Genomic DNA, 18,752 nt, shown 5'->3' with positions numbered 1-18,752 from the left:
CTTGTTTCGATTGAGTAATAAAGATGAATAACATAGTCAAGTTTAAATAAGTGGGATAATGCGAGCAGCGCTGTCCCGGACAAAAGGAACAGAAAAGGCCCACTGCCATGTCTCCACGTCAGATCATCGATATGCAGGTGCGTCTCCCCAACACTACGCCGGTGCGCGCCAATTTTTCCGCGCCGATACAAAAGGACATCCGCGTCTACGGTAGCGACATCCTTTTCGACGGCACCAACGAGGTTGGCATTGAACACGCTGGCTCCCTCTACCGTCTCAAAATTACCCGGCAGGGCAAACTGATCCTGAATAAATAGTTCCCATCAACAGGCTGAAACATGACTAACGCAGTAAAACCAACACCCGAGGCAATTCGGCAGGCGAGGGCTGAGAACCCGAAAATGCGCGAGCGCGACCTTGCGCAGCAGCTGCAGATCTCGGAAGCCGAGCTGGTGGCCGCCTATTGCGGGATCAATGTCGTTCGTATCAACCCGCACATCGAAACCTTCCTGACTGAAATCGAATCGCTTGGCGAAGTGATGGCGCTCACCCGCAACGAGAGCGCCGTCCATGAGAAGATCGGTGTTTATGACAAGCCGATCGTCGGCAAGCACGCCTCCATGCTGCTCGGCGAGCAGATCGATATGCGGCTTTTTCCCAATGCCTGGGCACATGGCTTTGCCGTCGAAAAGCAGGACGGCGAAGACGTCCGCCGCAGTCTGCAATTCTTCGATGCAGCCGGCGAGGCCATCCACAAGATCCATCTTCGCCCAGCCTCCAATCTGGAAGCCTACCAGACTCTCGTTGCCAAACTTCGTCTCGATGATCAGTCACAGTCACTGCAACTGACAGCCCTGCCGAAGCCGGAGGAAAAAACCGCAGAGCTTGACGAACTGGATGCGGCCGGCTTACGCGACCGCTGGACCCAGATGAAGGATGTCCACGAATTCTTCGGCATCCTGCGCTCCTTCAATATGACCCGCCATCAGGCGGTGCAGGTGATCGGACAAGACTATGCCTGGCAACTCGACACGGCCGCATTGACCGCAATGATGCACGATGCAGCGCAGGAGCAATTGCCGATCATGTGCTTCATCGGCAATCGCGGCTGCATCCAGATTCATTCGGGACCAATTCACAACGTGAAGCCGATGGGATCATGGATCAATATCCTCGACGAAACCTTTCATATGCATCTGCGTACTGATCACATCGCGGAGTTGTGGGCTGTGCGCAAGCCTACCAAGGACGGGCATGTTACCTCGCTCGAAGCCTATGGCGCAGAGGGCGACATGATCATCCAGTTTTTCGGCAAGCGCCATGAAGGCTCCGGCGAACGTGGCGATTGGCGTCAGCTCGTCGAAGCGCTGCCACGCCTCATGCGTGCTGCGGCATAGGAAATGACAATGAACAGATTCCCCCTCATGGTGGCAGCGCTCGGCATTCTGGCGCTGCCAGCCGTTGCGATGGCAGAAGAGATTTCCGGCCCCATTCCCGATGCAAGCCGCGTGGTGTCCATTGGGGGGTCGATCACCGAAATCATCTACGATCTGGGTGAGGAGGGGCGGTTGGTCGGCCGCGATACCACCAGCGTTTTCCCCGAAGCTGCGCACAAGATTCCCGATGTCGGATACATGCGTGCGTTGTCGCCGGAAGGCGTCCTGTCGATCAACCCGACTGCGATCATTGCCGTTGAGGGTTCAGGCCCGCGTGAAGCCATCGACGTATTGAAAAAAGCCAGCGTACCTTTCGTGTTCGTTCCGGAAAACTACACGGCCGAAAACGTGTCGGAAAAAATCCGGATCGTCGGCAAGGCACTCGGCGTCGATGACAAGGCCGAGAAGCTATCTGCCAAAGTCGAGCAGAAATTGGCGGCGGCGAAAGCCGAAACCAAAGCTATCAAGACCCGCAAACGTGTGCTCTTCGTCCTCAGTACAACAGGCGGAAAAATCATGGCAGCAGGCACCAAGACGGCTGCCGACGGCATCATCCAACTTGCAGGCGCCGACAATGTCGTTACCGGATATTCCGGCTACAAGACAATGACCGACGAAGCGATCCTCACGGCGCAGCCGGATGTCATTCTCGTGATGGATATTCACGGGCCGCGCGCTACAACCGACGCGGATCTTCTCGCCAACAAGGCGATTGCAGCGACGCCTGCCGGCCAGAGAAAGAACATCGTGCGCATGGGCGGGCAGTATCTGCTCGGCTTCGGGCCACGGACGGCGGAAGCGGTGCACGATCTGGCCAAGGCGTTCTACGGCACTGAAACGAGCCAATGAGCGAGTCTGTTCTAGAGCAATTCCAGGAAAAGTGTGAAACGGTTTTCCGTTCGGAATTGCGTAAAAACAAAAAGCTGGAGCAATCCCGTGATACTAGGAAAAACGGAATTGCTCCAGTGAGACCTGCCGCTCTTCGGTCTGGGCAAAGCAAAACCCGTGCGGAAGGCGACCGTTCATTCCTGGCCAGGGGCGTCATCGTAGTGCTGGGCTTTGCTCTGCTGGCGACGATGCTGTTCAGCCTTACGGCTGGCGCATCCGACGCTTCGGTCATATCTGTTGTCAGCGCTTTGGTTCGAGGCGCAAGCAGTGACGATAATGTCCTTTCCCTGCGCGACAGCATCATCATCTGGGATATAAGGTTGCCGCGCATTATTCTCGGCGCGATGATCGGAGCGTCGCTTGCTGTCTCCGGTGCGGTGATGCAGGGCTTGTTTCGCAATCCGCTCGCGGATCCCGGTATTGTCGGCGTCTCCGCGGGTGCAGGTCTTGGAGCCGTCAGCGTTATTGTCCTTGGCACGACGGTTCTCACACCGTTCATTTCGACCTTCGGTATATTTGCCCTGCCGATTGCCGCCTTTATCGGCGCCCTGGTTTTCACGCTCATTCTCTATGGCGTCGCCACGCGGCGCGGTCAAACCTCCATCGCGACAATGCTCCTGGCCGGTATTGCACTTGGCGCGATGGCCATGGCGTACATAGGCCTCCTGACATTTCTCGCCGATGACAGGCAGCTCCGCGATCTGACGTTCTGGACACTGGGATCACTCGCCGGTTCCAATTGGGCCAAGATGTCTGCGGCTGGTCCCTTTATCGTATCGGCGCTGCTGGTTTCTCCCTTTCTTGGGCGCGGCCTCAATGCTCTCGCACTTGGTGAAGCCTCGGCAAGCCACCTCGGCATTCCGGTCCAGCGTTTCAAGCGCGTGGCCATCATTGTGGTCGCTGCCGCAACTGGTGCGTCCGTTGCCGTCAGCGGTGGCATCGGCTTCGTCGGCGTTGTGGTGCCGCATCTGCTTCGGCTGGTCATAGGACCGGACCATCGCTATCTGCTCCCGGCATCCGCACTCCTGGGTGCGAGCCTGCTGCTGGTCGCGGACGCCGTCAGCCGCACCATCGTCGCCCCTGCGGAATTGCCGATCGGCATCGTTACGGCAGCTGTCGGCGCGCCCTTCTTCCTGTGGATACTGCTGCGCCGCCGCGGCATTGTGGATCTTTGATCATGATCAGCCTTTCCAACGTCAACGTCATGCTTGGACGCAAGGCCATCGTCAAAGATGCGAGTTTCGATGCTCAGGCGGGGGAACTGACTGTCATTGTCGGTCCGAACGGTTCTGGCAAGACGACGCTGATGCGGGCGCTTTCCGGCGATCTGCCTTTCACCGGTCGCATAACGATCAACGGGCACTCGCTCGGCCATCTGAAACCGTGGCAGTTGGCCGCCATGCGGGCGATCCTGCCACAATCGACCTCGCTGTCCTTTCCGTTCACCGTTCGCGAAATCGTCAAGCTCGGTCTTACCAGCGGTCGTTCCGGCGCGACACATCATGTCGCCGAAAACCTCCCGGACGAGGCACTGGCACTCGTCGATCTCGCCGGCTTTGGCGGCCGTTTCTACCAGGAGCTTTCCGGAGGCGAACAGCAGCGCGTACAACTCGCGCGGGTTCTCTGCCAGGTCTGGCAGCCCGTTCTCGATGGTCAGCCGCGCTTTCTCTTCCTCGATGAGCCCGTCTCCAGTCTTGATATCAAGCATCAGCTCATCATCATGCAGATCGCCCGCGCATTTGCCACGCGTGGCGGCGGGGTAATCGCGATTCTGCACGATCTCAATCTGACCTCTATGTATGCGGACCGCGTCGTGGTCATGCACGAGGGCACTATTGATAGCGTGGGTACACCCGCGGAGGTCCTTACCGACGACCGTATCCTGCGTGTCTATGAATGTGCGTTGAAAGTCGGCGCCTTGCCCGACAAGCATGTGCCCTTTGTCCTGCCGCAGTCGGCGGCGCTGTGAAACTCCAGCTGTCCGTCTATAAAAGTCGCGGGTCGAGCGTGAACGGCTCCAATGTGAGCACCTTGACCTCCGCCGCCAGCCGGTGTGAATGATTGATCAGCACGTTGATATCGGGCGAACCGGCAATAGGAACGATCGCTGACGGCACCATCAACAGCGGCGCTGTTTTGGCCTTGTGCCAATCATCGCCCATGCCTTGCGTCAAGCCCTCCTGCCGTCGCCAGTCTGACGGCAAAGATTGAACTGCGATGTTCTCGACCGGAACATTGTCCGGCACCTCATAGGTCACCATGACGAGTTTCGGCAAAAGTGTCGGATCTTCGACGTGTACCAGCTTTTCAAGGACACAAAGGGCGGGTGACGTCGCGCAATAGGTCACCGCATGCCCAACGCTGTTCCAGCGGCCATCGAACAGCAGTCCATAGCCGCCGTCAAAAGTCTCCGCATGCTGCTTGCCGGATAATCGCCAAAGCCGCATCAGAGCCTCTAGGCGGCTGCACCCCAGGCGATCTTGCCAAGAATGGTTTCGATGACGCGGACGCCAGCTTCCGTCTGCGCAATCACAAGCGGCGTTTCGCCCCCGAGTTCGGCCAGCGTTCGACGCAGCCAGCGATTGGCTTTTTCCTTGTCGCCAAACGTTTCTTCAGCCAGTGTCTGGATACGCATCAAACGGACTGTCCTGTCGGACTCGTCAACAGTCAACGGTTGCTTCTTGTCGGCGCGGTGCCGCCTTGTGCGCTGAGGAATAACGAATTGCTCGATCTCCTGATTGGTCAGTCCAGCAAGGGTCAAGCCCTTGAGAGCACTCAAAGGCAAGCGACCACGGACAACCATGGCGAGATCCGCCTGCGAGCGAACTTCAGATCCGAGCACCGGCGTCCCACCGAGCTTTCGGGCAACTTCCTCGACAATGACTTTTGACATCTACGTGCTCCAGGCCTTTGCGGCAACTTGCTCGAATATAGACGGCATATTGCCGTTTTACAAGGCCGACGAACCACCACAACTGCGACATATCATGCCGCCAACAGAATTGACTTGTTGACATAAAGATATCTTTATGTGACCCTCACACCTCGGGTGTATTTGAGATTTTTGCTATGACGCTCCGAAAATGGTGGTTTTCGAGCACCGGAGCGCAGCGTACATTTTGGTACGTGAGCACCGGAGCGCAGAAAACCGCCGTTTGCAGGACGTCATAGCGTGAATATCAATACACCTCATCCGGATCGTGGATCATGAGGCGTGCCAAGTTATGAATATTGCGGTTGATAGTCTGTTCGGTCCCATGGGTTCTCCTCGCGACGGCTCCGAAGTTTTTGCAGCTTTGACTAAGGCGGCGAAAGAACGGATACTGATCCTCGACGGCGCCATGGGCACGCAGATTCAAGGCCTTAGCCTTAACGAAGATGACTTTCGTGGTGATCGCTTTGCGGATTGTTCCTGCCACCTGCAAGGCAACAATGATCTCCTGATCCTGACGCAGCCGCAAGCCATCGAAGATATTCACTACGCCTATGCCATGGCGGGCGCCGATATCCTTGAGACCAACACATTTTCCTCCACTACGATCGCCCAGGCTGACTACAGCATGGAAGAGGTCGTGTACGAGCTTAACCGCGATGGTGCGCGGCTTGCCCGCCGTGCTGCGTTGAAAGCCGAGCAGAAGGATGGCCGCCGCAGGTTCGTCGCCGGAGCGCTCGGCCCGACAAACCGCACGGCATCGATTTCGCCTGACGTCAACAATCCCGGCTATCGCGCTGTCACTTTCGACGACCTGCGCACCGCCTATGGGACCCAAGTGCGCGGCCTCATCGATGGCGGCGCGGATATCATCCTCATAGAGACCATCTTTGATACGCTCAACGCCAAGGCAGCAATCTTCGCCACGAACGAAGTGTTCGAAGAGAAGGGCATTACGCTTCCGGTGATGATCTCCGGCACGATCACCGATCTCTCCGGTCGCACGCTTTCCGGCCAGACACCGACCGCTTTCTGGCATTCGGTCCGTCACGCCAAGCCATTCACCATCGGTTTGAATTGTGCCCTTGGCGCCAATGCCATGCGCGCGCATCTCGCCGAGATTTCCAGCGTCGCGGATACGTTCGTCTGCGCCTATCCCAATGCGGGCCTGCCCAACGAATTCGGCCAATACGACGAGAGCCCGGAAGCGATGGCAGCGCAGCTTGAGGGTTTCGCCAGCGAAGGCCTGCTCAATATCGTCGGCGGCTGCTGCGGTTCGACACCCGAGCACATCAAGGCAATTGCCGAGGCAGTCGGCAAATACAAGCCGCGCGAGATCCCCGAGACGGAAACGCATATGCGCTTGTCGGGCCTCGAACCTTTCACGCTGACCAAGGATATTCCCTTCGTCAACGTCGGCGAGCGCACCAACATCACCGGCTCTGCGAAGTTCCGCAAACTCATCACTTCGGGCGATTTCGCCACGGCATTGGATGTAGCGCGCGATCAGGTAGCGAATGGCGCACAGATCATCGACATCAACATGGACGAGGGCCTGATCGACAGCGAAAAGGCCATGGTCGAATTCCTGAACCTGATCGCGGCAGAGCCGGATATCGCCCGGGTGCCGGTGATGATCGACAGCTCGAAGTGGGACGTCATTGAGGCAGGCCTCAAGTGCGTGCAAGGCAAGCCACTGGTCAACTCGATCTCAATGAAGGAAGGCGAACAGGCCTTTCTCGATCACGCCAAGAAAGTTCGCGCCTATGGTGCTGCAGTCGTTGTTATGGCATTCGATACGGACGGCCAAGCCGACACTCTGGAGCGGAAAGTCGCGATCTGTACACGTGCCTATGAACTCCTGACCAAGGAAGCGGGTTTTCCTCCGGAAGATATCATCTTCGATCCAAACGTCTTTGCTGTCGCTACCGGTATCGAGGAACACAATGGTTATGGCGTCGCCTTCATCGAAGCGACGAAACAGATCGTCGACACCCTGCCGCACGTGCATATTTCCGGCGGCATCTCAAATCTCTCCTTCTCGTTCCGCGGCAATGAACCGGTGCGCGAGGCGATGCATGCAGTGTTCCTCTATCATGCCATCCAGGTCGGCATGGACATGGGCATCGTCAATGCGGGCCAGCTCGCTGTCTATGAATCGATCGATCCTGAACTGCGTGAGGCCTGCGAAGACGTCGTGCTCAACCGCCGTGATGATGCGACGGAGCGGTTGCTTGATCTTGCCGAGCGCTACAAGGGTTCCGCCGGCAAGGAAGCGCGCGAACGCGATCTTGCCTGGCGCGAGTGGAGTGTCGCCAAACGCATCGAGCATGCATTGGTCAACGGCATCACCGAATTCATCGACGTCGACACCGAAGAGGCGCGCAAGGAGGCCGAGCGCCCGTTGCACGTCATCGAAGGCCCGTTGATGGCAGGCATGAACGTCGTCGGTGATCTGTTCGGCGCCGGCAAGATGTTCCTGCCGCAGGTGGTGAAGTCCGCCCGCGTCATGAAACAGGCTGTGGCCCTGCTGTTGCCCTACATGGAGGCGGAGAAGCTTGCCAATGGCGGCACAGGCGAACGTGAGAGCGCCGGCAAGGTGCTGATGGCGACGGTCAAGGGCGACGTCCACGATATCGGCAAGAACATCGTCGGCGTGGTCCTGGCTTGCAACAATTACGAGATCATCGATCTCGGCGTCATGGTGCCTGCAACCAAGATCCTGCAGACGGCCCGCGAACAGAATGTCGATATTATCGGGCTCTCCGGACTGATAACGCCGTCGCTCGACGAGATGGTGCATGTGGCCTCGGAGATGGAGCGCGAGGGTTTCGACATTCCGCTGCTGATCGGCGGCGCAACGACCAGCCGCGTGCATACAGCTGTCAAGATCAACCCGCGCTACAACAAGGGGCAGACGATCTATGTCACCGATGCGAGCCGTGCGGTTGGTGTTGTATCCAATCTTCTGTCGAAGGAAACCAAGCCGGGTTACGTCGAAGCCATCGAGGCCGAGTATATCAAGGTCGCGGATGCGCATGCGCGCAACGAGGCCGACAAGCAGCGCCTGCCATTGGCCAAGGCGCGCGCCAATGCGCACAAGATCGACTGGACCTCGTACAAACCGACCAAGCCAGGTTTCATCGGGACGCGCGTCTTCGAGAACTACGATCTCGCGGGGATCGCCCGCTATATCGACTGGACCCCCTTCTTTCAGACGTGGGAATTGAAGGGCCGCTATCCTGCCATCCTTGAGGACGAGAAACAGGGCGAAGCCGCGCGTCAATTGTTCGATGATGCGCAGGCTATGCTGAAGAAAATCATCGTGGAGAAGTGGTTCAATCCGAAAGCCGTCATCGGTCTTTGGCCAGCGGGAGCGACGGGCGACGACATTCGCGTCTTCGCCGATGAGGAGCGCAAGGACGAGCTCGCGACCTTCTACACCCTGCGCCAGCAACTGTCGAAACGCGATGGACGACCGAATGTGGCACTCGGCGATTTCGTAGCGCCCGTCGACAGCGGCGTTCAGGATTACATGGGCGCTTTCGTCGTCACCGCTGGCATCGAGGAAATCGCCATCGCCGAGCGCTTCGAACGTGCCAACGACGATTATTCCTCCATCCTCGTCAAGGCACTGGCGGACCGCTTTGCCGAAGCCTTTGCCGAATTGATGCATGAGCGCGTGCGCAAGGAATTCTGGGGTTATGCGCCCGACGAAGATCTTGCGCCGGAGGAACTCATCGGTGAACCCTATCGCGGTATCCGACCGGCGCCAGGCTATCCGGCGCAGCCCGATCATACCGAAAAAGAGACGCTGTTCCGCATCCTTGACGCGGAAACCCGGATCGATGTCCGCCTGACCGAAAGCTATGCCATGTGGCCGGGCTCGTCGGTATCCGGCATCTATATCGGCCATCCGGAAAGCTATTATTTCGGCGTCGCCAAGGTCGAGCGTGACCAGGTGGAGGACTATGCGAACCGCAAGCAGATGCCGGTCGGTGAGGTCGAGCGCTGGCTTGGGCCGATCCTCAACTATGTCCCGGGGCCAAGGGTTCAGGCGGCCGAATGAAGGTAATGCCGGGGCGGGGCGCCGAGCATGCGTTTGAACATGGTAGTGAAAGCCGGCACGCTGTTATAGCCGAGGTCGAGTGCGACACTGGTCACCGGCTCACCCTTTGTCAGGCGGGGCAGCGCTGACAACAGGCACGCCTGCTGGCGCCACGTTGAAAGGCTGAGTCCGGTTTCGCGCCGAAATGTCCGCGTGAAAGTACGCCGGCTCATTCCGAGCCGATCCGCCCAATCGTCGATATCTGTGTGAGGCGAGGGGTTCTCGAGGAACCCGCGGCACAGTGCCGCCAGCCGCCGGTCCTCCGGGAATGGCAGGCCGAGTGGCCGTTCCGGAAGGTTGGGGATTTCATGCAGCAGCAATCCCATGACAAATGTCGTCCGTGGATCGGCGTGCACGTCGGCAGGCGCCGCCACCGCCTCGCGGATCAGATTGTCCATCAGGGGCGTCAGCCCCACCACGTGCAAATGCCGTTTCAAGCCCGCCACCGCGTCCGGCCGCACATAGATTGAATGCATCGAGACATCGCCCAGCATATCCACCGCATGTTCCGTCCCTGCAGGCAGCCATAGGGCATGATGTGGCGGAACCATCCAGCGGCCAAACTTGGTCGTGACCATGGCAACGCCGCTGATGGCGTGCAGGAGTTGCGATTGGCTGTGATGATGGTCGGGAATGTGGAATCCCGACGGATAAACCGTCGCCAACGCAAAAACGTCGCCTTCGGCTTGCTCAAGCCAGTTGAGCCGCACCTTATGCAGCTCCTCAAGCCGCAGGCCCGCAGCGTTCCGGGCAGCAAATGTCTGATAGCGCATTGTTTTGGCCCACACTCGAAAGAACTGGACCAAACCACGAAAGCAGGATGCGTGCAACAGGTATATCAGATGCGAAAGAGGGGTGACCGCTTGGGGCGGGACACCCTCTTTCTACGATGGACGCATACCATGACCGATACTGCCTTGCCTGCTCAGCGGACTTCTGCTGAAACAACTGTCTTCGCCATCATTTTCGCAGTCAGCTTCTGCCATTTTCTCAATGACATGATGCAGTCGCTGCTTGCAGCTATCTATCCGATGCTCAAGGAGAACTATGGCCTCAATTTCAAGCAGATCGGTTTCTTGACGCTGACATTCCAGGTCACGGCCTCGTTGCTGCAGCCGGTCGTCGGCACTTATACCGACAAGCGCCCGATGCCCTATTCGCTGCCCGTCGGCATGGCTTTTTCGCTGGTCGGGCTCGGCTTGCTTTCCATCGCCACGCATTATGTCATGTTGCTCGCCGGCGCCGCTTTCATCGGTATCGGTTCGTCGATCTTCCACCCGGAAGCCTCGCGTGTGGCCCGTCTCGCCTCGGGCGGGCGCCATGGTCTGGCGCAGTCGTTCTTTCAGGTCGGCGGCAATTTCGGCACGGCGCTCGGGCCTTTGCTCGCGGCCTTCATCGTGCTGCCGCGCGGCCAGCAAAGCATTGCCTGGTTCTCCGCTGCCGCTCTGATCGGCATGATCATCCTTTATCAGGTCGGCAGCTGGTACCAGCGCTATCGCATCGCCAATGCGAACAAACCGGCCGCCAGCAGGGTCCTGAAGCTGCCGCGCAAAAAGGTCATTACATCGCTGCTGATCCTGACGCTGCTTGTCTTCACGAAGAACATCTACCTTGCCAGTATTTCCAGCTATTACACGTTCTACGTCATCCACAAGTTCGGTATTTCCGTGCAGCAATCGCAGATGATGCTGTTCCTGTTCCTCGGTGCCGCTGCTGTCGGGACTATTCTCGGCGGCCCGATCGGCGACAAGATCGGCACCAAGGCCGTCATCTGGTTCTCGATCCTTGGCGTCCTGCCATTCACGTTAATGATGCCCTACGCCAATCTGCTCTGGACAGGTGTGCTCACGGTCTTCATCGGCTTCATCCTCTCGTCCGCCTTTCCTGCGATTGTGGTTTTTGCCCAGGAGCTGGTACCCGGCCGGGTCGGCATGATAGCCGGTATCTTCTTCGGCTTCGCCTTTGGCATGGCCGGTATTGCCGCTGCGGTGCTCGGCTTCGTCGCCGATGCCAAGGGCATCGACTATGTCTATATGATCTGTTCCTACCTGCCATTCCTTGGATTGCTGACGGTCTTCCTGCCAAGTATGCGGGAAGTACGGGGCGAACCGGCCACGGCCTGAACAACAAAAGCCCGGCAATGGCCGGGCTTTTTTGCCAGTTCTCCTTCGGCAACGCTGCTGACGTAAATTGTCAGGAATGCCGGTTTGTAAAACGATATCCAACCCCATATAAGGAACACCATTCTCACGGGCGCGCCTGCGCCTCAGATTTGTTCCGCCAGATACGTCCAGACCGAAATTCCTTTCCAGGTAAATTCATGTCCTCAGCTATCTCTGTCTCCAGCCTTTACAAAACCTACTCAACCGGTTTCGAAGCGCTGAAGAACATCAATCTCGACATTCGACATGGCGAGATATTCGCGCTGCTCGGTCCAAACGGCGCGGGCAAGACCACACTGATCTCGACAATTTGCGGCATCGTCAATCCGACATCGGGAACGATCCTCGCCGACGGCCACGATATCATCAAGGAATATCGCGCTGCCCGTAGCAAGATCGGCCTTGTGCCCCAGGAACTGACGACAGATGCCTTCGAGACGGTCTGGAATACAGTCAGTTTCAGTCGCGGTCTCTTCGGCAAGCCGGCCAAGCCGGCGCATATCGAAAAGATCCTGAAAGAACTGTCGCTGTGGGACAAGAAGGATTCAAAGCTCATGACGCTTTCCGGCGGCATGAAACGCCGGGTGATGATCGCGAAAGCTTTGTCGCACGAACCGGAGATCCTGTTTCTCGATGAGCCTACGGCCGGGGTCGACGTAGAGCTCCGGCGCGACATGTGGAATGTCGTCCGGGCACTGCGCGAATCCGGCGTCACCATCATCCTGACGACGCATTATATCGAGGAAGCCCAGCAGATGGCCGATCGCATCGGCGTCATCAGCCATGGCGAAATCATTTTGGTCGAGGAGAAGGCTGAACTGATGCGCTCGCTCGGCAGGAAGCAATTGCGGCTGTTTCTTCAGGAAAAACGTGACAAGGTACCGGAGGCGTTGGCCCAATACGAGCTTGAGCTTTCGTCCGACGGCTGCGAACTCATTTATCACTATGACACGCAGAAGGACCGCACCGGGATTACGGCTTTGCTGAAAGACCTCGACAAGGCCGGCGTCCGTTTCAAGGATATCCAGACGCGCGAAAGTTCATTGGAAGAAATCTTCGTGAATCTCGTGAGGGAACGCAAATGAACCTCTATGCCATCAAGGCGATCTACCTGTTCGAGATGCACCGCACATGGCGCACGATCATGCAGAGCGTCATCTCGCCTGTCGTTTCGACGAGCCTGTATTTCGTCGTCTTTGGTTCGGCCATCGGCGGACGTATTCCTGAAATCAGCGGGGTCAGCTATGGCGCGTTCATCGTGCCCGGTCTGATCATGCTGTCGCTGTTGACGCAGAGCATCTCGAACGCTTCCTTCGGCATCTATTTTCCGAAGTTCGTCGGAACGATCTACGAGCTCTTGTCGGCACCCGTGTCCTATCTGGAGATCGTCATCGCCTATGTCGGCGCCGCAGCGACCAAATCCATCATTCTCGGGGTCATCATTCTGGCCACGGCCGCCTTGTTCGTACCGTTGCGGATTGAACATCCCTTCGTCATGCTGCTATTCCTGGTGCTGACTGCAGTTACATTCAGCATGTTCGGCTTCATCATCGGCATCTGGGCCGACGGCTTCGAAAAGCTGCAGCTCGTCCCGCTGATGATCATCACGCCGCTAACCTTCCTCGGAGGCAGTTTTTACTCCATCGACATGCTGCCGCCTTTCTGGCAGAAAGTGACGCTGTTCAACCCGGTTGTGTACCTGATCAGCGGTTTCCGCTGGAGCTTCTTTGGCCTGTCGGACGTGCACATCGGCACCAGCCTTGCCATGACAGCGCTGTTCCTCATCGCCTGCATTCTGATCCTGCGCTGGATCTTCACGACGGGATACAGATTGAAGAGTTAGGGATCTTTCGACCAGTCCTCCACTTGGAGACCTTCGACATGGCGGAACGCTGCATCATTTGACACCAAAATCGCATTTGCAGCGATTGCGTGAGCAGCAATCAACAAGTCTAGCCCTATGATCGCCCTTCCGCGCTGCTCCAGCTGTGCGCGCAATGGTCCATAGCGGGCAGCTACGGTGCTGTCGAGCGGCAGGCTATTCACACGCTTTAGAAACTCGTGAATTCGACTGGAGAGCTTTGTAGCTGCAGGTCGCTTCGCAAGCCCGAAAAGCAGCTCTGCCTCGGTGACAACAGAGATGCATATTGATGCCATTGGGATATCGACCATGCGTTTGACAGTGGCGGCATTTCCCTTGATTGCTAGGCTGACAGCGTTGGTATCGAGCATGAAAAGTGAGCTCACTCCTCCCAACCCTCAAATGGATCTGTATCGCTGCCGGAAAGATTGCGCTCTTCCCTGCTAAGGAAATCGGCAGGTACATCTCCTTCTCTAAGTGCTGCGAGAAATCCATCCCAGTTATCAGGTTTGCTCGACAGGATGACATCACCCGTAACTTCATCACGGCGAATAAATACCTCGCTGCTGTCGAACCGATAGGCTGCAGGAAGGCGCACTGCTTGACTGCGCCCATTCGTAAAAATCTTTGCCGTCTGGGTCATGAACAGGATCCCTCCCTTGATATATACCAAGATATATATTCTGTCAGAAATAGTCAACCCACAAGGTCACGCCTGATTATAGTACTTCTCCAGCGCAGCCAGTCCGGCTTTCAACTCATTCTCGCCCAGTTTCCCGAGAGCCGAAAGCAGGTCGGTCTCAAACTGATGCGCGACCTTGGCAAGTTCATTATAGGCCTTGTGCCCTGCGGGCGTGAGTTCCAGGTTCTCGATGCGCCGGTCGATGTCATCACGCTTGCGACTTAGCCATCGGCGCTTTTCCAGCGCGAACACCGCCCTCGAGACCTTCGTCTTGTGCATGGAGGAATGCGCACCGATTGCAGTGGCCGTCAAAATACCGAACTGGCCAAGCGTCGCCAAGGTGCGCCATTCAGGCCGCGTCAACCCGTATCGCTCGCGATAGATGCTGGCAAAGCGCTGGCTGACGGCCTCCGCCGCCTTGTTCAGCCGGTAGGGAAGGAAATTTTCCAATATCAGCGGCTGTGTTGTCTCGGCTGTCATCGGCGTAAAAGAATCCTGTTTCAAGTTGATAGTTACAAAATAGATCGTCACAATTGCAACTAAATTCAGAGGAGGTATCGTCATGGCGGCTGTCAACTACATGCCCGGCTTCGGCAATGATTTCGAGACAGAGTCCCTGCCTGGCGCTCTGCCGCAGGGGCAGAACTCACCGCAGCGTTGCGCCTATGGGCTCTATGCCGAGCAACTGTCCGGCTCTCCCTTTACCGCGCCGCGCGGCATCAATGAACGTTCCTGGCTCTATCGTATCCGGCCTTCGGTCAAGCACAGCGGCCGGTTCACACCATCGAAGCGCGAACATTGGAAGACCGCGCCTAACCTTGATGATCATGAATTGCCAATCGGCCAGCTGCGCTGGAATCCGACACCGATGCCGCAGCAACCAACGAGTTTCATCGATGGCATCCGCACCATGACCACGGCCGGCGATGTCCATGGCCAGGCAGGCATGGCGGCGCATGTCTATGCATTCAACCGCGATATGGAAGACGACTATTTCTTCGATGCCGATGGCGAAATGCTTTTGGTACCGGAAAAGGGAAGGCTCCGTATCTTCACCGAAATGGGCATCATCGAGATCGAACCTTCGGAGATCTGCGTCATCCCGCGCGGCATGATGTTCAAGATTGCGGCCCTTGATGGTGAGGCGCGAGGCTATATCTGCGAGAATTACGGCGCGAAATTCTCGTTGCCGGATCGCGGCCCGATCGGCGCCAACTGCCTGGCCAATCCGCGCGATTTCAAAACACCTGTTGCGGCCTTCGAAGAAAAGGAAATTCCTTGCCGGCTGCATGTGAAATGGTGCGGCAAGTTCTATCAAACGACGCTCGATCATTCGCCTCTCGACGTCGTTGCGTGGCACGGCAATTATGCGCCTTACAAATACGATCTGCGCACCTTCTCACCTGTCGGCGCTATCCTGTTCGATCACCCGGACCCGTCGATCTTCACCGTGCTGACCGCTCCCTCCGGCGAAGAGGGCACGGCCAACGTCGATTTCGTGATTTTCCCGCCGCGCTGGCTGGTGGCAGAACACAGTTTCCGCCCGCCCTGGTACCATCGCAACATCATGTCCGAATTCATGGGTCTGGTATATGGTCAGTACGACGCCAAGGAGGAGGGGTTCGTGCCGGGCGGCATGAGCCTGCACAATATGATGCTGGCACATGGTCCCGACGCGATGGGTTTCAACAAGGCCTCGACGGTGGAACTCAAGCCGCAACGCCTTGAGAACACTCTGGCGTTCATGTTCGAGACGCGTTTCCCGCAACATCTGACCCGTTTTGCCGCAGAACTCGTATCGCTGCAGGACAATTACGCGGATTGCTGGAAAGACCTGAAGAAGCGGTTCAACGGAACGCCCGAGGGCGACTGGTCAGAGGAGAACAAAAACAAATGAAGCTAGCCTCCCTGGACAACGGTACCCGCGACGGCAAGCTCGTTCTTGTCTCCAAGGATCTGACCCGCTTTACCGACGCTTCGTTTCTCGCGCCGACCCTGCAATCGGCGCTCGACGATTGGGCGCGTATAGCACCGCATCTGGAAGCGCTTGGCAAAAGTCTCGAGCTTGGTGCGGTCCCCACCGGCCGCTTCCACGAACATGAGGCAATGGCGCCATTGCCACGCGCCTATCAGTGGGCGGACGGCTCCGCCTATGTCAATCATGTCGAACTGGTTCGCAGGGCACGTGGCGCCGAGATGCCACAGAGCTTCTGGACCGATCCTCTGATCTACCAGGGTGGTTCCGACGGTTTCCTCGGGCCACGCGAACCGATCCGCATGGCGGACGAGGCCTATGGGATCGACATGGAAGGGGAGGTCGCCGTTGTTGTCGATGACGTGCTAATGGGTGCAAGTGTCGACGAGGCACGTGATACAATCCGTCTTGTCATGCTGGTCAATGATGTCAGTCTGCGTGGTCTGATCCCGGCGGAACTCGCGAAAGGTTTCGGCTTCTTCCAGTCCAAACCATCATCGGCGTTTTCGCCCGTTGCCGTGACCCCCGATGAACTCGGCGATGCCTGGGACGGAAGTAAGGTGCACCTGCCGTTACATGTCAACCTGAATGGGAGGCCGTTCGGCCGCGCCAATGCCGGTATCGACATGACCTTCGATTTCCCGACGCTGATCGCCCATGCCGCCAGGACGCGGCCGCTTGGTGCCGGTACGATCGTCGGCTCCGGCACGGTCTCCAACAAGCTCGACGGCGGGCCCGGCAAACCAGTCGAGGAGGATGGGGCGGGCTATTCCTGTATAGCGGAGATCCGCATGATCGAGACCATCCGGGAAGGCGCTCCCCAGACGCCGTTCCTGCGTTTCGGCGATCTTGTGCGGATCGAGATGAAGGACCCCTATGGTCATTCGATCTTCGGCGCCATCGAGCAGCAGGTCATCAATTACGGGCGTGAAGCATGAACGGTATCATCCTTTACGACTACTGGCGCTCATCCGCCAGCTATCGGGTGCGCATAGCGCTCAACCGTCTCGGTCTCGAATATGAAACCGTGCCGGTCAATCTTCTCAAGGACGAACACAAAGGCGACGACAATCTCAGCCGTAACCCGCAAGGTCTCGTTCCAACGCTTGCCATGGATGGGCGGATGATGACCCAGTCATTGGCAATCATCGAATATCTTGACGAGATCTATCTGGACGCAGGCTTCCTGCCGCAGGAACCGGCCGGAAGGCAGCGGGTGAGGGCGCTTTCCTATGCCATAGCCATGGACACACATCCTGTCTGCAACATGGGTGTGATGGCCCACATCCTGTATTTGACCGAAGGTGGCGACAAGATCCGCATCGCCTGGATGCGCAAGTTCATCGCCGAGGGCCTTTCCGCATTCGAGGCCATGCTGGACCATCCGGATACGGGGAAATTCTGCCAGGGCAACGCGCCTGGCATGGCAGATTTCTGCCTTGTTCCCCAAGTTTACAATGCCAAGCGATGGGGTGTTAAGACGAGCGGCTTCAAACGCATAAGTGCAATCGTCAAACGGTGCAGGGCTATCGACGCCTTCGCAGCGGCGCATCCGGACAAGGTGAAGGTCTGATCCCGGGAGCAAGCGCCGCGGCACGGTTCACTCGATGTATTGATCCCACTCGGGGCCGAGGTCATCGAAATCTTCCGATATCCTTACCGCGCCCTTCATTGTGCCGATCAGGCTGCGCATCTCTTGTGGCCAAATACGCTTTACTTCCGCGGTTATCGCTTTGACAGCTCGTACCGTATCGTTTCTCTCCATTTGCAGAACGTCACTTGCGTGTCGCAATTCGTCTACGCCATGAAGTTTGTAAGCTGCCCATGCGAGCTTGCGCGGAACGTCCTCACCGTAGGCGTTCAATCCATTGGCAATCGCCTCGTCTGGAATATTGCCAAACCCGATCACAAGCATGCCAAGATCAATCGCATCGCGGTAGGCAACAGAACGGTCATGGCACCGGTCAGCATTGGCAAGCAGCTTTTCCGCAAAGAGATCCTGCACGACCAGCGTGGGCAACCCCAGTTGTTCGTCCATGTGTCCTCTCAACTGAATTCTGGCTTCGCGAATAATTTCAAACTTAATTATCTGGCCATGCAGGCCAAGCGCTGTCCGCAAGCCGTATTGATCAGACTTGAAACCCCGCACCGTTTCCACGGGTTCCGGAAAAAAACCCCGGACGCCACGTTCCACCGCTGCACTGCGAAGTGCCCGGTATCCGTCCACACTGGAGCAAAGAAAATCAACATCAAGCGACTGGCGATATTCGCCTAGCTTAAGGACGATTGCTGTCCCCCCACCAAACCAGCAGCCGTTGGCGACAAGAAATTCATGATCCATGAGCCTTAGAGCCTCAAGGATGACGCGATGTTCATTGCGTTTGATTTTGATCACAATTTTCCGTCTCGACTGCATATCCCACACTATGCAGGAGCACTTGCGAAACGAAAAGTCAGGAAATTAGAAGTACACCATTCCCGAAAGCATTCGTCAGTTCTTTGATGAGCTTGGCTTCACACGGCGTCAGATGCTCTGCATCGACAAATCGCCAGTTCCGTTCATAGAGCTCAAATGCTTCTTCTGCGGGGATGGGGCGCGCAACGTCACGGTTCCACGCGAGCAAAGTCAGCTCGGGGAAATCTGCCGGTACAATCGTGGTTCCATAGGTCGCGGTCATGTGCCATATATAATGCACTATTCATGCAGT

20 protein-coding genes are annotated in these 18,752 nt (G+C 57.3%); 12 read left to right on the top strand and 8 right to left on the bottom strand.

What is annotated here, in order from left to right:
• Positions 1–107 precede the first annotated feature (107 nt).
• The 5 genes from hemP (at position 108) to N8E88_RS07245 (ending at position 4,293) form a co-directional block, all read left to right on the top strand.
• Positions 108–317: a hemin uptake protein HemP gene (hemP, locus tag N8E88_RS07265; RefSeq protein ID WP_112531533.1), complete on the top strand. Its 210-nt coding sequence runs from the start codon at positions 108–110 to the stop codon at positions 315–317.
• Between the two features lie 21 nt (positions 318–338).
• Complete coding sequence (locus N8E88_RS07260; protein WP_262291307.1) at positions 339–1,397, top strand: hemin-degrading factor; 1,059 nt, start codon at positions 339–341, stop codon at positions 1,395–1,397.
• 9 nt (positions 1,398–1,406) lie between these two features.
• Entirely contained in the window at positions 1,407–2,285 is an 879-nt protein-coding gene (locus N8E88_RS07255) for a heme/hemin ABC transporter substrate-binding protein (RefSeq protein ID WP_262291306.1), read from the top strand.
• Positions 2,286–2,401: 116 nt separating this feature from the next.
• Positions 2,402–3,499 (top strand): FecCD family ABC transporter permease, encoded by a 1,098-nt coding sequence (locus N8E88_RS07250; RefSeq protein WP_262291305.1) that lies wholly within the window; start codon positions 2,402–2,404, stop codon positions 3,497–3,499.
• A gap of 2 nt (positions 3,500–3,501) precedes the next feature.
• Positions 3,502–4,293, top strand: coding sequence for a heme ABC transporter ATP-binding protein (locus tag N8E88_RS07245; protein WP_262291304.1), 792 nt, complete (start codon positions 3,502–3,504; stop codon positions 4,291–4,293).
• 16 nt (positions 4,294–4,309) lie between these two features.
• Here N8E88_RS07245 and N8E88_RS07240 read toward each other — a convergent pair whose 3' ends face one another.
• Positions 4,310–4,771 carry an RES family NAD+ phosphorylase gene (locus N8E88_RS07240; RefSeq protein WP_262291303.1) on the bottom strand — a complete coding sequence of 154 codons (462 nt, stop codon included), beginning with the start codon at positions 4,769–4,771 and terminating at the stop codon, positions 4,310–4,312.
• A gap of 8 nt (positions 4,772–4,779) precedes the next feature.
• Positions 4,780–5,217 (bottom strand): Xre family toxin-antitoxin system antitoxin, encoded by a 438-nt coding sequence (locus N8E88_RS07235; RefSeq protein ID WP_262291302.1) that lies wholly within the window; start codon positions 5,215–5,217, stop codon positions 4,780–4,782.
• A gap of 331 nt (positions 5,218–5,548) precedes the next feature.
• Here N8E88_RS07235 and metH point away from each other — a divergent pair, with 331 nt between their 5' ends.
• Positions 5,549–9,325, top strand: coding sequence for a methionine synthase (gene metH / locus N8E88_RS07230; protein ID WP_262291301.1), 3,777 nt, complete (start codon positions 5,549–5,551; stop codon positions 9,323–9,325).
• Here metH and N8E88_RS07225 read toward each other — a convergent pair.
• Positions 9,310–10,137, bottom strand: a complete 828-nt coding sequence (locus tag N8E88_RS07225; RefSeq protein WP_262291300.1) for an AraC family transcriptional regulator — start codon at positions 10,135–10,137, stop codon at positions 9,310–9,312. The genes metH and N8E88_RS07225 overlap by 16 nt on opposite strands.
• A gap of 129 nt (positions 10,138–10,266) precedes the next feature.
• Here N8E88_RS07225 and N8E88_RS07220 point away from each other — a divergent pair, with 129 nt between their 5' ends.
• The 3 genes from N8E88_RS07220 (at position 10,267) to N8E88_RS07210 (ending at position 13,369) form a co-directional block, all read left to right on the top strand.
• Positions 10,267–11,487 (top strand): MFS transporter, encoded by a 1,221-nt coding sequence (locus N8E88_RS07220; RefSeq protein ID WP_262291299.1) that lies wholly within the window; start codon positions 10,267–10,269, stop codon positions 11,485–11,487.
• Between the two features lie 197 nt (positions 11,488–11,684).
• Positions 11,685–12,611 carry an ABC transporter ATP-binding protein gene (locus N8E88_RS07215; protein ID WP_262291298.1) on the top strand — a complete coding sequence of 309 codons (927 nt, stop codon included), beginning with the start codon at positions 11,685–11,687 and terminating at the stop codon, positions 12,609–12,611.
• The gene (locus tag N8E88_RS07210) at positions 12,608–13,369 is read left to right on the top strand and encodes an ABC transporter permease (protein WP_114431006.1); all 762 of its coding nucleotides are present in this window, start codon (positions 12,608–12,610) and stop codon (positions 13,367–13,369) included. Before N8E88_RS07215 ends, N8E88_RS07210 begins: the two co-directional genes overlap by 4 nt.
• Here the strand turns inward: N8E88_RS07210 and N8E88_RS07205 are convergent.
• From N8E88_RS07205 to N8E88_RS07195, 3 genes are all read right to left on the bottom strand, one after another.
• On the bottom strand, positions 13,366–13,758 hold the full coding sequence (locus N8E88_RS07205; RefSeq protein ID WP_262291297.1) for a type II toxin-antitoxin system VapC family toxin: 393 nt from the start codon (positions 13,756–13,758) through the stop codon (positions 13,366–13,368). The genes N8E88_RS07210 and N8E88_RS07205 overlap by 4 nt on opposite strands.
• Before the next feature lie 11 nt (positions 13,759–13,769).
• Positions 13,770–14,030 carry an antitoxin gene (locus N8E88_RS07200; protein WP_262291296.1) on the bottom strand — a complete coding sequence of 87 codons (261 nt, stop codon included), beginning with the start codon at positions 14,028–14,030 and terminating at the stop codon, positions 13,770–13,772.
• A 66-nt stretch (positions 14,031–14,096) separates the two neighbouring features.
• Entirely contained in the window at positions 14,097–14,549 is a 453-nt protein-coding gene (locus N8E88_RS07195) for a MarR family winged helix-turn-helix transcriptional regulator (RefSeq protein ID WP_262291295.1), read from the bottom strand.
• Between the two features lie 82 nt (positions 14,550–14,631).
• Between N8E88_RS07195 and hmgA the strand changes: the two genes are divergently transcribed.
• From hmgA to maiA, 3 genes are read left to right on the top strand one after another with little or no spacing between them, the layout of a single operon-like run.
• Positions 14,632–15,966 carry a homogentisate 1,2-dioxygenase gene (gene hmgA, locus N8E88_RS07190; protein ID WP_262291294.1) on the top strand — a complete coding sequence of 445 codons (1,335 nt, stop codon included), beginning with the start codon at positions 14,632–14,634 and terminating at the stop codon, positions 15,964–15,966.
• Positions 15,963–16,982 carry a fumarylacetoacetate hydrolase family protein gene (locus tag N8E88_RS07185; protein ID WP_262291293.1) on the top strand — a complete coding sequence of 340 codons (1,020 nt, stop codon included), beginning with the start codon at positions 15,963–15,965 and terminating at the stop codon, positions 16,980–16,982. The genes hmgA and N8E88_RS07185 overlap by 4 nt, the downstream gene beginning before the upstream one ends.
• Entirely contained in the window at positions 16,979–17,617 is a 639-nt protein-coding gene (gene maiA / locus N8E88_RS07180; protein ID WP_262291292.1) for a maleylacetoacetate isomerase, read from the top strand. Before N8E88_RS07185 ends, maiA begins: the two co-directional genes overlap by 4 nt.
• A 27-nt stretch (positions 17,618–17,644) precedes the next feature.
• Here the strand turns inward: maiA and N8E88_RS07175 are convergent, their stop codons facing one another.
• Positions 17,645–18,436, bottom strand: a complete 792-nt coding sequence (locus N8E88_RS07175) for a nucleotidyl transferase AbiEii/AbiGii toxin family protein (protein WP_410010557.1) — start codon at positions 18,434–18,436, stop codon at positions 17,645–17,647.
• A gap of 61 nt (positions 18,437–18,497) precedes the next feature.
• The gene (locus N8E88_RS07170) at positions 18,498–18,722 is read right to left on the bottom strand and encodes a hypothetical protein (RefSeq protein ID WP_114431013.1); all 225 of its coding nucleotides are present in this window, start codon (positions 18,720–18,722) and stop codon (positions 18,498–18,500) included.
• Positions 18,723–18,752 lie beyond the last annotated feature (30 nt).

The organism is Phyllobacterium zundukense (assembly GCF_025452195.1).
In the GTDB taxonomy this organism is placed as follows: Bacteria; Pseudomonadota; Alphaproteobacteria; order Rhizobiales; family Rhizobiaceae; genus Phyllobacterium; species Phyllobacterium zundukense_A.
Note: the sequence above shows the minus strand (reverse complement) of the source record. Positions and strands in the feature narration are given on the sequence as shown.

What these genes read in the sequence shown, in the direction of transcription:
- maiA (WP_262291292.1), top strand. Translation starts at nt 16,979, where the DNA reads ATGAACGGTATCATCCTTTACGACTACTGGCGCTCATCCGCCAGCTAT.
- hemP (WP_112531533.1), top strand. Translation starts at nt 108, where the DNA reads ATGTCTCCACGTCAGATCATCGATATGCAGGTGCGTCTCCCCAACACT.
- N8E88_RS07215 (WP_262291298.1), top strand. Translation starts at nt 11,685, where the DNA reads ATGTCCTCAGCTATCTCTGTCTCCAGCCTTTACAAAACCTACTCAACC.
- hmgA (WP_262291294.1), top strand. Translation starts at nt 14,632, where the DNA reads ATGGCGGCTGTCAACTACATGCCCGGCTTCGGCAATGATTTCGAGACA.
- N8E88_RS07225 (WP_262291300.1), bottom strand. Translation starts at nt 10,137, where the DNA reads ATGCGCTATCAGACATTTGCTGCCCGGAACGCTGCGGGCCTGCGGCTT.
- N8E88_RS07205 (WP_262291297.1), bottom strand. Translation starts at nt 13,758, where the DNA reads ATGCTCGATACCAACGCTGTCAGCCTAGCAATCAAGGGAAATGCCGCC.
- N8E88_RS07220 (WP_262291299.1), top strand. Translation starts at nt 10,267, where the DNA reads ATGACCGATACTGCCTTGCCTGCTCAGCGGACTTCTGCTGAAACAACT.
- N8E88_RS07260 (WP_262291307.1), top strand. Translation starts at nt 339, where the DNA reads ATGACTAACGCAGTAAAACCAACACCCGAGGCAATTCGGCAGGCGAGG.
- N8E88_RS07170 (WP_114431013.1), bottom strand. Translation starts at nt 18,722, where the DNA reads ATGACCGCGACCTATGGAACCACGATTGTACCGGCAGATTTCCCCGAG.
- N8E88_RS07255 (WP_262291306.1), top strand. Translation starts at nt 1,407, where the DNA reads ATGAACAGATTCCCCCTCATGGTGGCAGCGCTCGGCATTCTGGCGCTG.
- N8E88_RS07195 (WP_262291295.1), bottom strand. Translation starts at nt 14,549, where the DNA reads ATGACAGCCGAGACAACACAGCCGCTGATATTGGAAAATTTCCTTCCC.
- N8E88_RS07235 (WP_262291302.1), bottom strand. Translation starts at nt 5,217, where the DNA reads ATGTCAAAAGTCATTGTCGAGGAAGTTGCCCGAAAGCTCGGTGGGACG.
- metH (WP_262291301.1), top strand. Translation starts at nt 5,549, where the DNA reads ATGAATATTGCGGTTGATAGTCTGTTCGGTCCCATGGGTTCTCCTCGC.
- N8E88_RS07245 (WP_262291304.1), top strand. Translation starts at nt 3,502, where the DNA reads ATGATCAGCCTTTCCAACGTCAACGTCATGCTTGGACGCAAGGCCATC.
- N8E88_RS07240 (WP_262291303.1), bottom strand. Translation starts at nt 4,771, where the DNA reads ATGCGGCTTTGGCGATTATCCGGCAAGCAGCATGCGGAGACTTTTGAC.
- N8E88_RS07210 (WP_114431006.1), top strand. Translation starts at nt 12,608, where the DNA reads ATGAACCTCTATGCCATCAAGGCGATCTACCTGTTCGAGATGCACCGC.
- N8E88_RS07200 (WP_262291296.1), bottom strand. Translation starts at nt 14,030, where the DNA reads ATGACCCAGACGGCAAAGATTTTTACGAATGGGCGCAGTCAAGCAGTG.
- N8E88_RS07185 (WP_262291293.1), top strand. Translation starts at nt 15,963, where the DNA reads ATGAAGCTAGCCTCCCTGGACAACGGTACCCGCGACGGCAAGCTCGTT.